Genomic DNA, 17,563 nt, shown 5'->3' on the forward strand with positions numbered 1-17,563 from the left:
AAAATGGTATTTGTGACCGGTGACCTCCACGGAAATTTTGAGCGATTCAAACCAAAATACTTTCCCGAACAGGCGCGGATGACAAAGCAGGACATTATGATCTGTGCCGGTGACTTCGGCGGCGTGTGGTTTGGTAACAGCCGCGACGATGAAACGCTGGACTGGCTGGAACACCTGCCCTTCACGCTTGCCTTCGTCTGCGGCAACCATGAAAACTATGATGCACTGGAGCGTTACCCTGTGGCGGAGTGGCACGGCGGCAAGGTTCATCGCGTTCGGTCTCATGTGCTGCACCTGATGCGCGGTCAGATCTTCGAGCTGGAGAGTTACCGCTTCTTTACGATGGGCGGTGCCAAAAGCCACGACATCGAGGATGGGATTCTGGAGCCGGATGCCCCGGATTTTGAGCAAAGGCTCACGATGCTCCAGCGCAAGCCCAGAGCGAGGTACCGCGTCAACCATATCTCGTGGTGGGCACAAGAACTGCCCTCCGATGAGGAATATGCCGAGGCACGGCGAAACCTTAACGCGGTCGGCTGGCAGGTGGACTACATCATCACCCACTGCGCTCCCACCAGCATCGCCCTCATGGGGAGCCGCCACAACGAGGCGGACCGGCTCACAGACTTCCTACAGGAGGTACGGGAAAGAGCAAAATACCACTACTGGCTGTTCGGCCATTATCACGACAACCGAGCCATTGATGAAAAGCACATCCTGCTGTGGGAGCAGATTGTGCGGATCATCTGAAGCAGGTCAAAGCAGAGAAAAACACGGCTGAGTCACCGTGCTTTTCTCTGCTTTGAGCGTTGATCAGGCGCGCCGCGCCGGAAAGGAGAAGCTATGAATATCCGCAAGCCCACAGATTACACCACCCTGTTCGCCGCGCTGGACGCCGCTGTTGCGGCGCAGCTCCCGCAGATGGAGCTGTACTGCGAGATTGGCAGAGTGGTCAGCGGCAGGGGCGAAAAAGGCGCAGCTGTTGCGGCGTCGGAATACCTGCAAGCGGCCTATCCTGCGGTCGATGGCTTCTCGCCCCGCAATGTGCGCCGGATGCGGGGCTTCTACCGGATGTACGGCGACACGCCGGAATTGCTGGCGGAGGCAATGCGTCTGAACTGGACACAGAATGTGGTCATCATGGAGGCCGGATTGACCATGGCCGAGAGGTGTTGGTACATTCGGAAGGTCGCTGAAAGCGGCTTATCCAAAACGGAGCTGCTGCGGATGATTGAGAGAGCCGAACATTCGGAAATTGCTCTTGGCGAAAGCGTGGATACCTGCTATACTGTAGAAAATGATGAGTTTTCGGAGAAGAACCAGTATGAAGAATATCCTGTTTATCTGCCATGGCAATATCTGCCGCAGCCCCATGGCCGAGTTCGTGATGAAGGACTTGGTGAAGAAGGCTGGGCTGGCGTCACAATTCCATATCGAGTCAGCGGCCACCAGCCGGGAGGAGATCGGCAACCCGGTCTATCCTCCGGCACGGCGCAAGCTGGCGGAGCACGGGATCTCCTGCGACGGCCATGTGGCGCGGCAGCTCACCAATCAGGACTACGACAAGTACGACCTGCTGATCGGCATGGACGGCGCGAACCTGCGGAATATGCACCGCATCTGCGGCGGCGACTTTGCAGGCAAGCTACACCTCCTGATGGACTATACCGACCACCCCCGCGATGTTGCCGACCCGTGGTACACCGAGGACTTTGAGTCGACTTGGCGGGATGTGCTGGAGGGCTGCCAGGGATTGCTGAGAGAATTGTTGCAGGAGTGAGGTGAACAGAATGGCACAGAACGATAAGATCCAGCTATTCGAGGACAAGCGCATTCGTACTGCGTGGGACGAGGAAAAGGAAGAATGGTACTTTTCCATCGTTGATGTGGTGGCTGTTCTAACCGACCAGCCAGACCAACGCGGCGCAAGTAACTATTGGGCGAAACTGAAGCAGCGTTTGAAAGAAGAAGGCGCAGATCAGTTGCTGACAAATTGTCAGCAACTGAAAATGAAGTCGCCCAAGGATGGAAAACGCTACAATACCGATGTGGCAGACACGGAGCAGCTCCTCCGTATCGTCCAATCCATTCCCTCGCCAAAAGCAGAACCGTTTCGAGCCTGGTTAGCACAGGTTGGCCGGGAGCGCATTGAGGAAACCATAGACCCGGAGTTGACCATCGAGCGGGCGTTGGAAACCTATCTCAAAAAGGGGTACACCCGCGAATGGATCAACCAGCGGCTGCAAGCCATTCAGGTCCGTAAGGAACTGACAGACGAGTGGGACGCCCGCGGCGTTCAGAAGGGCGTGGAGTACGCCATCCTCACCGATGAGATCTCCCGCGCGTGGTCGGGGATGTCCACCCGCCAGTACAAAAATCTGAAGGGATTGAAAAAGGAAAACCTTCGTGATAACATGACCACGCTGGAGCTGGTGCTGAATATGTTGGCAGAAGCCACCACCACACAGTTTTCAAAGGATCGAAAGCCCTCGACCTTCCAAGAGAATCTGGAAGTTGCTAAAGCTGGCGGACAGGTTGCTGGGCGAACGAGGAAAGACATTGAGTCACAGTCCAATACGCCGGTCATCTCCCCGAAGAACGCCGCACAGCTCAATCAGATCGTGACTGACCTTCTGGAAGGGGCAGCCGCGGATATGAGCGAGATGCCAGAGGAAAAATAGCGTTTTCGCATAATGGTTTTTCACGCGGCCAATTAGCAGCTCTTGAAAGCACCCATTAAAAAAGTTTGAGAAAAGTTAAAAAAGAACGGAGAATTCCGACTTGCACATGAGATTTTTGAGCCGGGGGTTCAAAAATCTACAGTGGTACGGCATGACACAGAAAAACCTTGAAACCATTATGGTTTCGAGGTTTTTTCTTTTTAGATGAAAACCTTGAGGTACAACAAAAACCTTGAGAAAACCTTGAGTTAAAAAGACGGTAGACATTTATTCGTGTCTACCGTCTTTCTTTATGTCCTTTTTTGGCCCTTCTGCTTCGATGGTTTCGGCAGCATACTCATAAGGGCCATCAGCAACATCATTAGTTAATCTACGCTTGCGCCTTATTGCAACATTGTCGATTCCATCTTTTAACTTGAGAGGGGTTTCCTCTAAGTCACGAAGAATATATGTCTCATTCTGGCGCATGGGCTTAAACATTTTGTTGAAATATTTTTCGGGTACATGCTCTTCGGCAGCGTCCCTCTTTATCTCTTCAATTTCCAGGCGATTTTGAAAAAAAGCATTCAAAAGTTTTGAATTAAAACTGAGTACTGGTGCTCCGCAAGAATCACGGTTTAAGTCGATGCCCTCATAGTCAATCAGACTGATAATGAGGTCTGCTACGTCCTTTTCCGTTCTGACGCTCTCAGGGGATTTCTCAATGCGTCCTAAGAGGTAGTCGACAGATGTGCCTAAGTAATCTGCAATAGCGTATAATTTGTCTACAGACGGAATAGCGAGGCCAGACTCGTAGTAGGTCATGGAGCTTGGTGCAATGTCGAGAGTACGAGCCATCTCTGCTTTGTTTACACCACGGAATTCTCTACAGCTCCGTAGCCGACTTGCCAAGATGGAGCTATCAACTGCTGCGGGTTTGTTATACATACATCAACGCCTCCTGATTCAATTATAATGGAGGCGGATATGGGTGTCAATATAAAATTAGCGTAAATTGAAATTTATTTTTATATTCTATTGACAAATGACCGGGTCAGGGGTTATAATCCAATCAAAGAACAAAGTTAGCGCAAATTGAACCTTACCATTCAAGATGCGTTTGGTTAGCCTAACACTATCGCAGTCCATTCGTATGCGCCGGATGGATTATTTCTAAAATCAAAAATTAGCGCAAATTGAAGTAAAAGGTAAAATTTTTATGAAAAATGGAAATTTGACAGGGTTTATGAGCATCAAGGACACAGCAACACACAGCGGATTTAGCCAGTTCTACATTCGCAAACAGTGTAAGAGCGGAACCGTTCCATGCAGGATGGCAGGGACAAAGTACATGATTGATTATGAAGCGTTTATGGAGCGAGAGCACAGATTGGCAGCACAGGCAGTTTCAAAGCCTTATGTGATGTGAGAGAGGTGTATATATGGCATCGGTAAAGCAAAAGCAGAGAAAAGATGGCAGCGTTTTCTACGAGATTTCGGTTAGCAGAGGTCACGGCCTATCCCCCTACACAATGAGGTGGGATAGGCCAGAGGGGTTAGCTGGTAAAACAGTCAAAGCAAGGCTGCAAGCGGTTGCGTCCGAATTTGAACGTGATTGTAGAGATGGCAAGGTCAAGACTCGTAAGGAAAGAAAAGCGGAACAGGAAGAAGCAGAGCAGAAAAAAATCCTTGAGGCAAGGAACAAAATGACCTTTAAGCGTTTTTGCGAAGAAACGTTTTTGCCAGACCTCCGGCTAAGATGCAGTGAGCATACCATCTACAACTATCAGCTTCAACTGGAAAAGCACATCTATCCTGATATTGGAGCCTTGGAACTGCAAGCAATTAAGGCGGGGGACATCAATCAACTACTGCGGAACCAGCAAGCAATGAACGTATCCTTATCTATCCCCGTAAAGGTCTATACCATTGTTCGTGCAATTATCAAGATGGCTTACAAGGATGAGCTGATAGACCGGAACCCGATGGATAAGGTTGACCGTCCCCACAAGCGCAAGGATACGAGCCAGACACAGGCTCCGATGGCATGTACGGCTGATGAACTGCAAAAGCTGTGTGAGGCACTGAAAACTGAACCATTCCTGTGGCAAGCCCTTGTGCGTTTGTTGGTTGACAGTGGTATGCGTGTTGGGGAGTGTGTGGGACTGCTGTGGAGCAACGTAGATTTCGATAAGGGACGAATCACGGTTGATGGGACAATGGTTTATACCCCCGATAAAGGCGTGTTCCGTGACCTGACCAAAAATGGAAAGAGCAGAACGTTTGGAGTTGACCCGGAAGTAATGGAAATGCTCAGAGTCCTACGGGACAGGCAACGGCTTGCGAAAGAATCAGAGTATGTGTTCACAAATGAGTCGACAGGATTACCGCTTCATCCAGACTCTCCAAGGCGCTTCCTGAAAAAGCTGGGAGAGAAGTGCGGTATTGAGGGCTTGCATCCACATCTGCTACGTCATAGCTTTGCAAGTGTAGCCATTACAAACGGTGCGGATATTGCGAGTGTATCAGAGAAGCTGGGACATAGCGACAAGGCCGTAACGCTCAGGATGTATACCCACGCAGACGAAGCGAGTATTGAAAAGGCCAGCGATATTTTTAGAACGGCAATTTCAGGAAAAACAGAAAATACAAATCAGATAGGAGATAGAGTATGATTACATTGACACAAATCTACAATGAAATCTTGCTCAAGGAGCAGAACAAGAAAATGGTTGAAAACAAGAATGAAGATAACTGGAAGCCGGAAAGATGTATGGATTACTCTCCGCCTGAGTTCTGTGTCCCTGTAAGCAGGGCGAAAGCAGCTCAAAGGAGGAAGCTCTCCAAGGTGCTGGCCTTTATCAAACGTGTACGCAATATCAGGTATGGGGAGGGCTGTACGATTATGCCGATTCCGACCACCAGTAGAAGCATGATTGCGATTGCGGGGTCTGTGGCAAACGTATCCAACCTGATTAAGTTTATGTGTGCAATAGGGCTTATCAGCGTTGAGTGCAGCAAATATCAGTTCAATAGCAGATACGAAAAATGCAATTTCTCAAAAAAGTACCGCTATTATTACGATAATGAGGTAAAAATCATAGATTATTGCGAACGTGAGTCCATAAAAGAATTTGTTCCTAAGAATCATCCCGATAGAAAGCTGAATGATTTACCAATGCCGCTGATTAGCTTTAAAAGTGTTTCATTTTCCGCAAGGTTGAATTTAGTAAAACCATCTGATATTTCTGCTGCGGAATTTGAAAAGTGCATTTCAGAACTTTTGTTTAGAAAATATCCTGATTTGGAGAAGTATCAAATGTTGGCTGATGAAATCAATGAAACCTATTATGCGCAATATCCAGAACTTGCAATTCGATTTATACCCCGCTTCACATGGTACAAGGATAAACCTGCTATTAGGAAAATTGGAATCAGAGCAACGAATCAATGTGTATCTGCGAGTAATTCTGATACACCAGATAATCGAATGAGTAAACGAGAACTTCTGGACAAATACGGATTGAATCTATCCAAGGATGTGAAATCATCTGTACCTCGTATCACTTTATCACTGAATCAACACCTGTGGGAGAAAGAATCCACTGACATCTATGAGAGGATATATCAGGAATACATCCACTCAATAGGATGTCCCACCAGTGGCACAGTAGTTCAAAAGTTCGAGGAATTACGTCCGGCAATCAAAACGTTGCACATGAGACGGTATTTTGACAGTGAGGGAGAGATTGGAAATCACACTTGCCATGCTATGGCGAACGTAGAGAACCGCCAAGAGGTCTATGCGGAAATGAGCAGATACCAGAAAGCAATTATTGAGGCAGAGGGACGGAAACTCTATGGGAATGAGATTTTCTTTCACGAAAGCTGTATCTATCTTGATGTCCTGAAGGAACTGCTGGATAATGGTTTCTTTTGCTGGGAGTGTTATGATGCCTTCTATGCGAGAAAAGAGGGCATTACTCAGGAAGCGTTTGAAAGCTATGTGGAAGCGTTGGTGGAGAAAAAAGCAAACGCCTATATCCAGAGGTATTATGAAATAAAGGATGAAACGGTGGCTTCCTGATATGGGAAAACATATATTGACTCTTCAAGTGGACAGGAAAACCAAAAGCACCACATCCTGAGTGAGAGAGCAACTTGAAGTGAACGTTTCAAAATTACGGTGAACAGGAAGCCCTCTCATCGCTGGTCGCTCCGCGATCAGCGGAAAAGAGGGCGTACTTGTTATCACAGAAATTGTCTGATTGATTTCCGAAAAAGGGGTTAATCAGGCAATTTTCCTTTTTGGCTTGTCTTTTCTGGATAGGCGTGATACACTGAATTTGCCACGCAAGTTAATATGAAACCACACGAGTGTGCGTTTTTATCATCTTGGTAAAAATGCAGGCTCTTATTTGGCATACACTCGTGTGGATGACTGAACTTGCGTGGCAGCAAGGAGCCAGCGTTTTTCGGTGCGTGGCTTCGTGCTGCGCACTTTTTTATTTTATCGGAAGCGAGATGGGATTTTGTTTATTATTGCAATTATTGGTTTTTTGATTGCTTGCCCCGGAATTGCATTTGCACTATTTTGGTTTTTCACCTGTCCGTATGTAATAGGAGCGATTGTTGCATTTGTAGTTATTTCAGTAATTGTTATTTGTGCAACGGAGAGTCGCCATGAAGAGAAGTCTGCGTCAGATGATGTACTTCCCCAAGAAAAGGGAGATTGGTATATTCATTATTTAAGTCAGCCACAAGAAGAACAGGATGAAAATGATGAAGGTGAACTCCATAAGGAGATGTAGTTTTTATGGCAGATTATATTTGCCCCATGTGCGATACATCAGTCAGTAGAACAGATAGAGCTTGCCCCAAATGTGGTTGTCCCATTGATTTTATAAGAGATTTCCAAGCAAATAAGAAGACAAACACATCTGAAATAACACCAGTTCAAACAGATGATTTCCTTGAGCTGCCAATCATTAAGCCGGTACAAAAAGCAGAAAATTCTAACATACCTTCTCACGTTCAGGAAGAGTCGAAACCTGATTTATCAAAGTGTAAAGGTATTGCGAATAGACAGCATGATAATATTAAAGCCCCCGTCCCTGCAATTGCGGATGGAGGTGAAAGGCTTAAATATATCTTAGAAAAGCGAAAGGTGCTGCGGGAAGCTACAAATCCAGTTAAAGATACCTCAGAAAATATTATAGATGTAGAACCCACTGTAGAAACAACGTGGGTACAGCCACTACAAAAGCAAAATCTTGGTAAAACAGCCCTTTGTTCTCAATGTAGAAGTATAGTGCCTACTTGTTGGGGAAATTGCCCGAAATGTGGAGCTAAACTTCAAGAGCTTGTATTGCCAAAATCAAATATACCGTATGTCTTTCCGGAAAAAAATGATGATATTGAAAATGACAGTATGTGGCAAAAACTGGTTGAGAACGTGCATAATTCAAGGAAACACAAGGAAGCCGAAGAGGATAGTTATAGACTGAGCGATGAATATAACAGGGATGACTTTGAATCAGATGCGTTTGAAGATAATACACGTGATGAAGATGATAACTATTGAGTTCATCAGGTAGTCGCAATCAAAGGAGAAACGCCATGGGAAACGGTTTTTCAACGCTTTTTGAAAAGTACACTTCAATTGTGGCGTTTGATGTGGAAACCTCCGGTTTAGACCCATATTTTGACCAAATTGTTGAGCTTGGAGCACAGAGACTTTTCCAAAAAAATGGGGAACTTTTGGCGGAGCCGTTACACTATTTCATCAAGTTGTATGATGGACATCGCATGGATGAAGATGCGGCATCAGTTAACCATATTACGGAGTCCATGTTAGAAAAAAACGGCGTTAGTATAGAAAAAGCCATGTCAGATTTTAAACGTTTGATTGAGGGGAAAACACTATTAGTTGCCCACAATGCAAATTTTGATATGCTCTTTATAACGGTGGCAGCGCTAAAAATCAACGAAAAGAAGTTTTTTCAACACTTAGACGTTGTTGATACCCTGACTGTATTCAAAGACCGGGCCCCATATCCACATAAACTGTCAGATGCAATTGCACATTATCATTTAGAAAGATATGTAGAGAATAACCACACTGCTTTAGGGGATACATTTGCGTTGCTTTATGTTGTGGGGGCGATGGCAAGCGAAAAAGGCGATTTATTGCAGTATGTCAATTTGTTTGGCTATAATCCCAAGTATCCACCACGATATAAACTTCCCAATATTGATTACTGTGAACAACCATATAATTCCCAATTACCCTTATATCAAAAAATACATAGACCTGCTACTTGTCAAACGCAGGTTAAACCTGTTTTCACCGGAAACGTACCGCTTACTGATAATGTGATTATGCAAGAAGTTGCTGCACCACAAACGTTTTATCATGGGATAGAATATGCACAGCTAAAAAAAGTAAGGAATCTTCATTTTCTTAAAAACGAAGGAATGTTTTTGGCAAATGTTATTGGTAGTCGGGTTTATGATACGGAATTTAGAGTAACCACAAAGGGTGTAATAACATGGTATCGGTGTAGTTGCCAAGCATTTGGCACATATCCAAAAGCGTGCAAACACATTATTGCGGTAGCAAAAGTAATTCAACAGCACTGGACGGACTACTTCGGCATGGCTGATGGTGAAAAGAAATCTCCGTTTCATCAATCGGTAATTGATGGGCCAAAAGCAAGTGAACCAGTAAAAGAAAGGTTTACGCCCCCTTTTAACACAGATTATTGGGAAAGCCATGAAATGAATCTGGGGCCCCCAGAAGCATGGTGCACTAAAGAAGAACGTCCAATATTGCAGCCTTTGCCCGATACGCAAGCGGAGGACTCTTCTGATGAAGAGGATGGTTATGACCCATATCCTGACTCATGTTATGAAGATAGTGTAAGTAATGAGATACCGGAGGACTATTACGATGATTACGATAGGGAGGTCGATACACGCATGGATGACAACTTCTATATTGGGGATGGTGATGATTGGTAAGTAGAAGCGAGTTTCCTAATGTTGAGAGATAATAGAAAGGGTAGTAAAGAAATGGATGAAAACACTTTACTCTTAAAAGAAATCTTAAAACAACTCTATATATTAAATCAAAAGATTGAAGCTCTAAATACAAGTAACGAGTTTTGGAATATTCAAGATATTTACAAAAGATTAGACCAAATCGGCGATATAGTATCGGACATTAGTAGTAAAGCTGATAGTATTGATAGCAATATAGATAGTATTGACAACAAAGTATTTTCTATCGAATTAGCTGTTACCTAACTTGGAGCGTTTTTCAACAGAAAGGAATATGCACAATGGATGAAACGAAATGGTTGATATGGGAACGGGATTATGTAGAAGGTGTTCATGAAATAGTTTCGGAAGTATACTCTAAGCAAGCGGCATATGCTGAACTGCGACACCTACAAAAAGAACATCCAGATACAATTTATGAAATAGAAGAAGACGGACCGGATTTTAGTGATTACGAACTGTGACGTCCAAAAGGGAGAGCATTTCGCTCTCCCTTTTAGTTGTGTATTTCTCACACCTCCAACATCAAATGTCCCTCAATGGCCTTTTCTATCTCCTGCTGCTGGATACCGATATAACGTTGTGTCACGGCGGCGGAGGAATGTTGAAGCAGCTGCTGGACAAGGGCGATATTATATCCGCTGTCCTTGTAAATCTCTGTCGCATAAAATTTCCTAAAGCTATGTGTGCTGATACCCTGATAACCTAAGTAATCGCACACCAGCTTTAATTGCTTCTGTATGGCTCTTTCAGACAGTGGGAAGATGATTGCCCCGGATGGAATACCGTGGTCAAGGCAATAGCAGCGGATGTACTGATACAGAGCCAGCGGCACAGTGAAGTTTCGTGCCTTTTTCGTTTTCTGCTCCACGATAGAAAGGCGATACCTGTCACCGTCCTTTACAACGTCGGCAAGCCTCAGATGGATAATGTCAGAGATGCGCAAGCCTAAATTTGCTTCAAGGGTCAATGCGGTGGCAATCCGCTCATTTGGTCTGCATCCGGTAAAGCCCTGTTTCATGGCCTGGATAATGGCTTGATACTGCTCCTTTGTCAGAGCAACGGTTTTGATATTCACGCTGATTTCCTCCTTTGGATGGGGTAAAATACGAACTTCCGGTCAGTGTTAAACGAACTTTGGGTATAAAAATCACAGAAGCCTTGAAACCGCTGACTTTTGGTGTTCGTATTCCTCCAGTTTTACGAACTCTTGCGGAAATTTCTCATGTCCAGCAACAATCCCTCTGTAGCAAAAAACTTTTATAGATACAATCATCAAAAATCGCTTCTGGCGGCGGGGGTGTATAGATATAGCCCCCTGACCTTGCGTGGATTCTGGTTAAAAATATCATTACTATTTAACACGCTATCACCATCTCCGCCTGACAGTCCATACAAGCGATATGGACGCACTTGGTAGCCCTCACAGAGTTCCCGCAACAGGGGCAGACATATTTACGGCTGCCGGATGGCTTCGGCGGTGGAGGTGTGGGATTACCGTTGTGACTGCCTGTACCGGAAACAGAGATACCATAGAACTCATTCCGTGTGATAAGAATGTCTGAAAGTTCATTTTCAAGCACAAAGTCCAGCAGTTCATCCGTTGGCGTTGTCAGCGTCCAGCCATATTTTTCATGGTGGGCCACATTCAGTCCATGGGCTTCGGCAACCCTCTTGAAACGCTTGTTGTGGTAGGTATTGCCTCTGCTGGTGTCCTTAATGCCGTGAAGCTGGCAATAGTAGTGGCACATCTCATGGAGCAAGTCAGCACAGATAAATTCGATGGGTCTTGCTAATGTCCCCGCTCCAACGTTTATCTCGTGGGTGGCTCCGACAGTGGAAACCCATGTATCGTCCCGGACAGAGAAATGGGCGTAGGCTTTGGGGGTACTCTGGATAGTCAGCGTGGGCCTTGAAAGTTCATTTTCAAAGAAATGCTGGTTGAGCAGGTCGAACAGCTTATTGAGATAGCCAGCGACACGATTGTAAGAAGTCAGTTGTTTCATAGTAAATCCTCCTTGAAAAAAGGGAGCGGATACAGTATACTCAAACTGTACCCGCTCTTGTAGTGTGGTTAGATGGCTCTTTGTCTGTGGCTTGGTAGGCGTTCAGACAAAGGGCTTTTCTTATGCGGAAATAGAGAAGCGCCGGGAAGAAACCTGTTTCGTAAAGGCTTTGTAGACTTCCTCTCCAAACTTTTCCTTGAAGCGTTTTGTATCAAAGCGGGTGGTAAGAACGGAAGTCCAGCGCACGATATAGCCTCCGGCAAACAGTTCTTCGGTGTTGGCTGCTTCCATCTCAGCTTTGATACTATTACGGACAGTCTCGGCTTCGGATTTGGTTTCTTCGATAAGTGCTTCAAGGCTTTGCAAGGTTTCTATTTTTGCGATAAGTTCGTTGCGTGACATCATAATTTTCCTTTCTGATTTTGATTTTGTGGTTAGCAACTGCCTAAGAGATACAAAGCGAGGAACAGCATAGAGAAACAGAACAGAATACCTTCGCCAGTCATAGTGACACCTCCTTTCGGTTGAATGTTGAGTTTCAATTTTTCTGGTCATCGTCACCATGGAGCAAAAGGGAAATGCCAGCAATCACAGGGACAAGAACCGCCGCCCACATGAAGAACGAGAGCGCATCATCAAAAGGGCTGGTGATACCATTGACAGATACCCAAATAGCGATAAACCAGTAGATAATTGCAATTCCCATAGAGAAAAACCTCCTTTCTTTGCGTAGTGGATATATGAAAAAAGGACTGCACCAGCATGAACGCTGATACAGTCCTTGAGTAGTCGAATTTACATTTTGGGATGAAAATTTTTTCGGATTACATAGCAGAACACTATGGGGGAGAGGGAGCAGAAAAAATAAAAGGGCTATGTTTTTATCTGTAAGGCTCAAGGTTTTCATCCCACAAGTAATTTGCCCGGTTGCAAAAAACCTTGAGGAAAACCTTGAGCTACATGAAAATAACCTCTGTAAGCGGGTTATGACAAGATACAGCAGATATAGTACGAAAAAGCGTGAAAGCATTGAAAACAAAGGAAAAGTTGCAACAGGATAAGACAACAGAAAAAAAGAAAATCCCTACCAGAAATTTTTGGTAAGGATGAGGTCACCAGTTCGAATCTGGTCAGCAGCTCCAAAAAACACCTGAAATCTTCGGATTTCGGGTGTTTTTCGTTACAAAAATGCACTTTTAGGTGTGGGCCAAAATGTGGGTCAACTGCCTGACCCACACCGTGACCCACACAACGAAATGCGTAGAAAGACTTAAAGAGTACCGGAGAGGAGGCTTTTGCCTTCTCTCCGGCATTTTTGTTTTTTTCTGCTTACATGACCTGCGCCATGAAACTGCCCATCGTTTGTGCGGCCTCGTCTTGCTTCTGCCTTGTAGCGTGGGTGTAGGTGCGGAGTGTAAATCCGGCGTCATAGTGGCCGAGCATACTGCTGACGGTTTTGACGTCCACTCCATTTTGCAGTGCCAGCGTTGCGAAGGTATGTCTGAGGTCGTGAAATCTGATGTGCGGCAGTCCAGCGTCCTTCAGGATCTTCTTGTGCAAGTTTACGACGGAGTCTGGGTAGTACATCTCACCGGTTGCCGGCGAGGGGAACATGTAGGGATTCTCAGGATGCTTGCTATGCTCTGTTATCAGCAGATCGATGGCATCTTGAGGAATGGATATTTTTCTAACTGAGGTTTCCGTTTTGGGACGGGAGAGCGTCAGTTCGCCATTGGGATTCTTCACATATTGTTTGCTGACGGAGATGGTTTTGTTTAGGGTGTCGAGGTCGCTCCAGAGAAGCGCCGTAATCTCGCCCTTCCGCAAGCCCGTGACCAGCTCCAGATAGAACATGGGGAGCAGACCTCTCCTGTCAGCGGCTTCCAGATAATCCTTGATGTGCTCAGGCGGAAGAATCTGCATTTCGATTTTTTGCACCTTCGGCGCGATGCAGTCCTCGGTCGGGTTCCGCAGGATCAGGCGCTCCTTGACCGCCCGTTCCAAGGCGCTGTGCAGCATGAGATGCAGACTCCGAACTGTGGTACTGCTGAGTCCAGGGTTGCCGTGACCGCTCTTGCGGTCGATACGACCGTTTTCCATCAGATCCTTGTAGAGCTTTTGTAAGTCATGGGCAGTCAACTTTGTCAGTTTGATGCTGCCGATGCGGGGAATCGTGTATTGCTCGACCATCAGTTGATAGCGGTTTGCTGTTGAGATGCGGATATTCGGTTTTGCGTAGATCTCATACCAGCTACGCAGCCAAGTTGCTACCGTGTACTCATCAGCACGGCTGACATCGATTCCTCTGGTAGCCTCCATTGCGGCACTGAGCTTCGCCTTGCATTCCGCCTGCGTCTTACCAAGCACGTTTTTGATGATGCGCTTTCCTGTTTCGGGGTGGTATCCTGCTGTATAGCGCCCCTCCCAACGCCCGTCTGCGCGTTTGCGAATGTTGCCTTCGCCATTTGCACGTTTTTTTGCCATTCAGTCCTCCTGTTCCGCTGGACGGCAGATGTGTTCTTCTTCCTCCTGCTCGAAGGAATAGAGTCCATCGGTCTCCAACTCTTTCACCATGCCCCACGCCAGCTTGAAGCCTGCCGTGAAGCTCATCAGCTTGGATTCGACCAGCAATGTGTTCTGTGCGTCCAACAAGCGGAGCAGCTTTCTGCGCCCCGTAGCGTCCATATCCCGCCGCAGATCCTCATGGGCGTATTCGATCTGCTCGGCCAACTCTGGATACTCTTGGCGGTCGAAACGCTTTTGCAGGGCTTTCATGTAATCGTACATTGCGGCACCTCCTTTTTGGCAACCACAACACATACCACAACCCGGCGCACAAAGCTACTGTTTTCCGAAATGTTTCTTTGACTATAGCGGCGCAAAAACTGAACACCTCGACTCGCTTTACATATGGAATTTCATTGAAAATCCCTGTTGCTGCTCCAACTCATGATCATCCGGCTTGTGACCGAGGGCGACGCGCTTTTGCCGCAGCTGAGCCAGCCGCTTGCGGTCGATTTGGACGCCGTCGGCAGCGGGGGCCGGGGCGTTGTCCCGAAAGATATTGCCCATGTGGTAGAGCAGCCGGGTAGAGGCCAGCAGGACGGAGGGCGGCTCCTGTTCACCGCGCTCCATGCGTTTCATGAAAAATTCCGCGTAGGCGTGACCGTTATCCCGCGCCGCTGCAAACCATTCGTAGGCGGCGTCCATGTCCTTCGGAACGCCCTCGCCCATGAGGGTCAGCTTGCCCAACAGATATTGGGCGTAGGCGCTGCCGTTATCCGCGGCCTGCCGCAGATATTCCGCCGCAGTCGAAGTGTCTTTTGACACATTTTTGCCGCTGAGATATTCCTTGCCCAGCCGGTAGGCAGCGAAATCGTTGCCGTTGTCCGCCGAGCGTTTCAGCCAATAGATGCCCTTGGCAGGATCGTGCACATCTGCATCATCAGAGAGATACAGCTTGCCGAGGGCGTACTGTGCTACGTCCAAGTCCTGCTCGGCGGCGCGTTCCAACAGCTTTTGTGCTTTGACCGTGTCGGGGATCAGCAGCCCGCCGTCGCGGTACGCCGTGCCGATGATGTACTGGGCGTTGGCATCGCCTGTATCCGCAAGCTGTTTCAGCTGCTCCGCCGCCTCGTCACGCTCCTTCAGAGGGAAACGATCATCGTTCGCCACGCTTTGCAGATCCTGACACTCGTAGCTCATGTCATAGGCGCTGATCTGCTCGCCGTCATCCTGCATTTCCTCGTCCTCAAAGGAAAATCTGTTCATGCGAAGATGCTCCGCCTCTTTGATGACGGCGTTCTTGATTTGACGAAATTCTTTTTGCTGAGACAGCGGCGGACGTAGCCGTTTCTTTCCCTCGGAATAGTAATCCTCCACCTGACATTGCAGTTCCCACCATGTCTGGTAGCACGCATCCACGGTGGGCAGACGCGCCATCTGGTCGACGATCTCATCCACCAGCTTCTTCATTGGCTTTGGAAGATAGCCATAGGTTTTCTTTCCGCTGACCTGACCGAGCTGCCGAGACAGATCCCAGATCATCTGCTCCGCCTCCGGGTGGATGCAGGTCATCTCCCGCATGGCCTTCGCCAATTCCAACATGGCTTTCCGCGCTTCCGCCACCAACTCATCACGAGATTTGCTTTTCTGCTCGTAGACGTGCAGCAGCTCCTGTCGGAAGATCTGATTGGTCAGCGTGGACTTGATCTGCTGGATACCATCTTTGGACAGGTACGCCTGATTCGGCTTTGCCGACCACGCCATCATGTGGACATGGGGATGATTCCCTTCGTCATGGAAGGCGGCGTACCAGTGAAAGTCCTCCGGCGGGATCTTCATCGCCGCGGCGATGTCATTGCGGTGGGTACGCAGTAATGTGCGCCATGCGTCCGCATGGTTATACCCCAGCCGCTCCGCGTCCTCCCGGTGGAGGGAGATGATGTGCGTCCACACGTTGCCGGTGTAGTGATCCAGTTCGTCCGCGACAGCGGCGAGGTCAACGGTAGCGTCATCTCCGAACAGGCCGTGTTCCCCCAGCCGTTCCGCTCTGGGCCGCAGGGCGATGTACTTGGCGTAACCTTCCATGCCCTGTACCCGATCCCAATTCGATTCCAGCGCCAGTGTGATGAGCGCGGACGCCGTTGCTTTTGTCGGGTGTGAGAGGTAGTCCTCGTATTCCATCAGCTCTTTTGCGTCAGGAAAATCCTTCACCAATTTTGCGATGAGCTGCGTCTGCTTTTGGGTGGGCGGACGGTCATCCGGGATGATCTCCACCCGCTCCCGCGTGGCGATGTACTTGAGATACCCAGCGGCACTTTGCCCAGCGCCGCACTTGATGTACGGGCTTTTGACGATCAGCCTTGCCATGCTTCACTCTCCAGTTCACGGAGCTTCTGCTCTAACCGCAGCTGACCGTTGGTGCGCTTGACGGCGGCGATGCTCTTGGCCCGTTCCTGCCGCAGCACTTCCTCGCTCACATTGAGGCTTTGCAGGAGGATGGACATTGCCATGTCCATCTCCACCGTCTGCTTGTAGAGCAGCGACGCGATGCGATCCTCGAAGAGTTTCAGCCGACTGTCGATGGCAGACTGCACCGCACGGGGCAGCGTGGCGCTTTCGCCTGCGGCCAGCATATCTGCGTAGCAGTTCACCGCCTTTTCGATGAACTCGTTTTTGCTGCGGCAGTTATCTTCCTGATACCACCGCTCTATTTTGGCGGCTGTTTCATCCGTCATACGGAAGTTCAGCCTGTTTTCATTTTTGCTCATAATTCCCTCCAATCTGCCGTAAGGCACGCTCGTTTTCGTTGAAACACCTGGGCTTACGGGAACTAAGACGCCAGCCGTTCTGAAATCTCCTTCAAAAGGCGCCACAACCGCCTGCGTTGAAACCCCCGTCAACTGCCCGCACTGCGGGCAGAAGTGATTGGGCAGAGCGTCGGTTCCGACGCCAGTCCTTTATCCTGCTATAAATAAAATCCTCCGATAACCGCCTGATCTGCCTGAAATACGCTGAAGGTGCGTCCCATACGGCGTGGGAAAGTCCTCTCCGGAGCGGTTTCAAATCACACTCGCACAAACGGCTCACGTTCGTTTTCACAGGTGAAAGCGGGTACACACTTGCCTTCACCAACAGGATCGCACACAGCGGCTTACACGGCGAAACAGGGGGCATTTCGGACGGGGGTGGTATCACTACCCTCGGAGCGTTTTGCGCGGTTCGGAAACCCTGCGTGGCCGGGTATCAGAACGGCAAACTTTGCCGTTTTTTGGCCTTGGTCGGGTGCGCTTCCGAAGAGCGCAGAGAGCCTGCGGAACAGCGATGCGCTCA

Annotated in this window: 20 protein-coding genes and 1 pseudogene; 11 read left to right on the top strand and 10 right to left on the bottom strand. The window is 48.0% G+C overall.

Annotated features, from left to right (window positions below; all coding sequences use genetic code 11):
• Positions 1-3: 3 nt before the first annotated feature.
• The gene (locus tag PY311_RS09345) at positions 4-750 is read left to right on the top strand and encodes a metallophosphoesterase family protein (RefSeq protein ID WP_286148417.1); all 747 of its coding nucleotides are present in this window, start codon (positions 4-6) and stop codon (positions 748-750) included.
• Positions 751-813: 63 nt separating this feature from the next.
• Here the strand turns inward: PY311_RS09345 and PY311_RS09350 are convergent, their stop codons facing one another.
• A complete protein-coding gene (locus PY311_RS09350; RefSeq protein WP_286148418.1) occupies positions 814-1,005 on the bottom strand; it encodes a hypothetical protein in 192 nt (63 codons plus the stop codon).
• Between PY311_RS09350 and PY311_RS12685 the strand changes: the two are divergent.
• From PY311_RS12685 to PY311_RS09360, 3 genes and pseudogenes are all read left to right on the top strand, one after another.
• Positions 922-1,185 (top strand): annotated as a pseudogene (locus tag PY311_RS12685) (DUF1016 N-terminal domain-containing protein); the annotation flags it as partial. The gene PY311_RS09350 and the pseudogene PY311_RS12685 overlap by 84 nt on opposite strands.
• 139 nt (positions 1,186-1,324) lie before the next feature.
• Positions 1,325-1,780: a low molecular weight protein-tyrosine-phosphatase gene (locus tag PY311_RS09355; protein ID WP_286148419.1), complete on the top strand. Its 456-nt coding sequence runs from the start codon at positions 1,325-1,327 to the stop codon at positions 1,778-1,780.
• 10 nt (positions 1,781-1,790) lie between these two features.
• Positions 1,791-2,681, top strand: a complete 891-nt coding sequence (locus PY311_RS09360; protein ID WP_286148420.1) for a BRO-N domain-containing protein — start codon at positions 1,791-1,793, stop codon at positions 2,679-2,681.
• A gap of 267 nt (positions 2,682-2,948) precedes the next feature.
• Here the strand turns inward: PY311_RS09360 and PY311_RS09365 are convergent, their stop codons facing one another.
• Positions 2,949-3,608: a helix-turn-helix domain-containing protein gene (locus PY311_RS09365; RefSeq protein ID WP_286148421.1), complete on the bottom strand. Its 660-nt coding sequence runs from the start codon at positions 3,606-3,608 to the stop codon at positions 2,949-2,951.
• 494 nt (positions 3,609-4,102) lie between these two features.
• Between PY311_RS09365 and PY311_RS09370 the strand changes: the two genes are divergently transcribed.
• From PY311_RS09370 to PY311_RS09400, 7 genes are all read left to right on the top strand, one after another.
• Positions 4,103-5,335 carry a tyrosine-type recombinase/integrase gene (locus PY311_RS09370; protein WP_286148422.1) on the top strand — a complete coding sequence of 411 codons (1,233 nt, stop codon included), beginning with the start codon at positions 4,103-4,105 and terminating at the stop codon, positions 5,333-5,335.
• Positions 5,332-6,747, top strand: coding sequence for a hypothetical protein (locus tag PY311_RS09375; protein WP_286148423.1), 1,416 nt, complete (start codon positions 5,332-5,334; stop codon positions 6,745-6,747). The genes PY311_RS09370 and PY311_RS09375 overlap by 4 nt, the downstream gene beginning before the upstream one ends.
• 391 nt (positions 6,748-7,138) lie before the next feature.
• On the top strand, positions 7,139-7,471 hold the full coding sequence (locus tag PY311_RS09380) for a hypothetical protein (RefSeq protein ID WP_286148424.1): 333 nt from the start codon (positions 7,139-7,141) through the stop codon (positions 7,469-7,471).
• A gap of 5 nt (positions 7,472-7,476) precedes the next feature.
• Positions 7,477-8,244, top strand: coding sequence for a hypothetical protein (locus tag PY311_RS09385; RefSeq protein ID WP_286148425.1), 768 nt, complete (start codon positions 7,477-7,479; stop codon positions 8,242-8,244).
• Positions 8,245-8,279: 35 nt separating this feature from the next.
• The gene (locus PY311_RS09390) at positions 8,280-9,683 is read left to right on the top strand and encodes an exonuclease domain-containing protein (RefSeq protein WP_286148426.1); all 1,404 of its coding nucleotides are present in this window, start codon (positions 8,280-8,282) and stop codon (positions 9,681-9,683) included.
• An 18-nt stretch (positions 9,684-9,701) separates the two neighbouring features.
• Positions 9,702-9,968, top strand: coding sequence for a hypothetical protein (locus tag PY311_RS09395; protein WP_286148427.1), 267 nt, complete (start codon positions 9,702-9,704; stop codon positions 9,966-9,968).
• 35 nt (positions 9,969-10,003) lie between these two features.
• The gene (locus PY311_RS09400) at positions 10,004-10,186 is read left to right on the top strand and encodes a hypothetical protein (RefSeq protein ID WP_286148428.1); all 183 of its coding nucleotides are present in this window, start codon (positions 10,004-10,006) and stop codon (positions 10,184-10,186) included.
• A gap of 47 nt (positions 10,187-10,233) precedes the next feature.
• Here the strand turns inward: PY311_RS09400 and PY311_RS09405 are convergent, their stop codons facing one another.
• From PY311_RS09405 to PY311_RS09440, 8 genes are all read right to left on the bottom strand, one after another.
• Complete coding sequence (locus PY311_RS09405) at positions 10,234-10,800, bottom strand: tyrosine-type recombinase/integrase (protein WP_286148429.1); 567 nt, start codon at positions 10,798-10,800, stop codon at positions 10,234-10,236.
• Positions 10,801-11,080: 280 nt separating this feature from the next.
• On the bottom strand, positions 11,081-11,728 hold the full coding sequence (locus PY311_RS09410; protein ID WP_286148430.1) for a SprT-like domain-containing protein: 648 nt from the start codon (positions 11,726-11,728) through the stop codon (positions 11,081-11,083).
• 120 nt (positions 11,729-11,848) lie between these two features.
• Positions 11,849-12,133 carry a hypothetical protein gene (locus tag PY311_RS09415; protein ID WP_286148431.1) on the bottom strand — a complete coding sequence of 95 codons (285 nt, stop codon included), beginning with the start codon at positions 12,131-12,133 and terminating at the stop codon, positions 11,849-11,851.
• 133 nt (positions 12,134-12,266) lie between these two features.
• A complete protein-coding gene (locus PY311_RS09420; protein ID WP_286148432.1) occupies positions 12,267-12,434 on the bottom strand; it encodes a hypothetical protein in 168 nt (55 codons plus the stop codon).
• 623 nt (positions 12,435-13,057) lie between these two features.
• Positions 13,058-14,212 carry a tyrosine-type recombinase/integrase gene (locus PY311_RS09425; protein ID WP_187016378.1) on the bottom strand — a complete coding sequence of 385 codons (1,155 nt, stop codon included), beginning with the start codon at positions 14,210-14,212 and terminating at the stop codon, positions 13,058-13,060.
• Positions 14,213-14,515 (bottom strand): DUF6809 family protein, encoded by a 303-nt coding sequence (locus PY311_RS09430; RefSeq protein ID WP_286148433.1) that lies wholly within the window; start codon positions 14,513-14,515, stop codon positions 14,213-14,215.
• 117 nt (positions 14,516-14,632) lie between these two features.
• Entirely contained in the window at positions 14,633-16,600 is a 1,968-nt protein-coding gene (gene mobP3 / locus PY311_RS09435) for a MobP3 family relaxase (protein WP_286148434.1), read from the bottom strand.
• Complete coding sequence (locus tag PY311_RS09440; protein ID WP_286148435.1) at positions 16,588-17,001, bottom strand: hypothetical protein; 414 nt, start codon at positions 16,999-17,001, stop codon at positions 16,588-16,590. Before PY311_RS09440 ends, mobP3 begins: the two co-directional genes overlap by 13 nt.
• Positions 17,002-17,563: the final 562 nt, after the last annotated feature.

The sequence above is a fragment of the Neopoerus faecalis genome (assembly GCF_029218125.1).
In the GTDB taxonomy this organism is placed as follows: Bacteria; Bacillota; Clostridia; order Oscillospirales; family Oscillospiraceae; genus Oscillibacter; species Oscillibacter faecalis_A.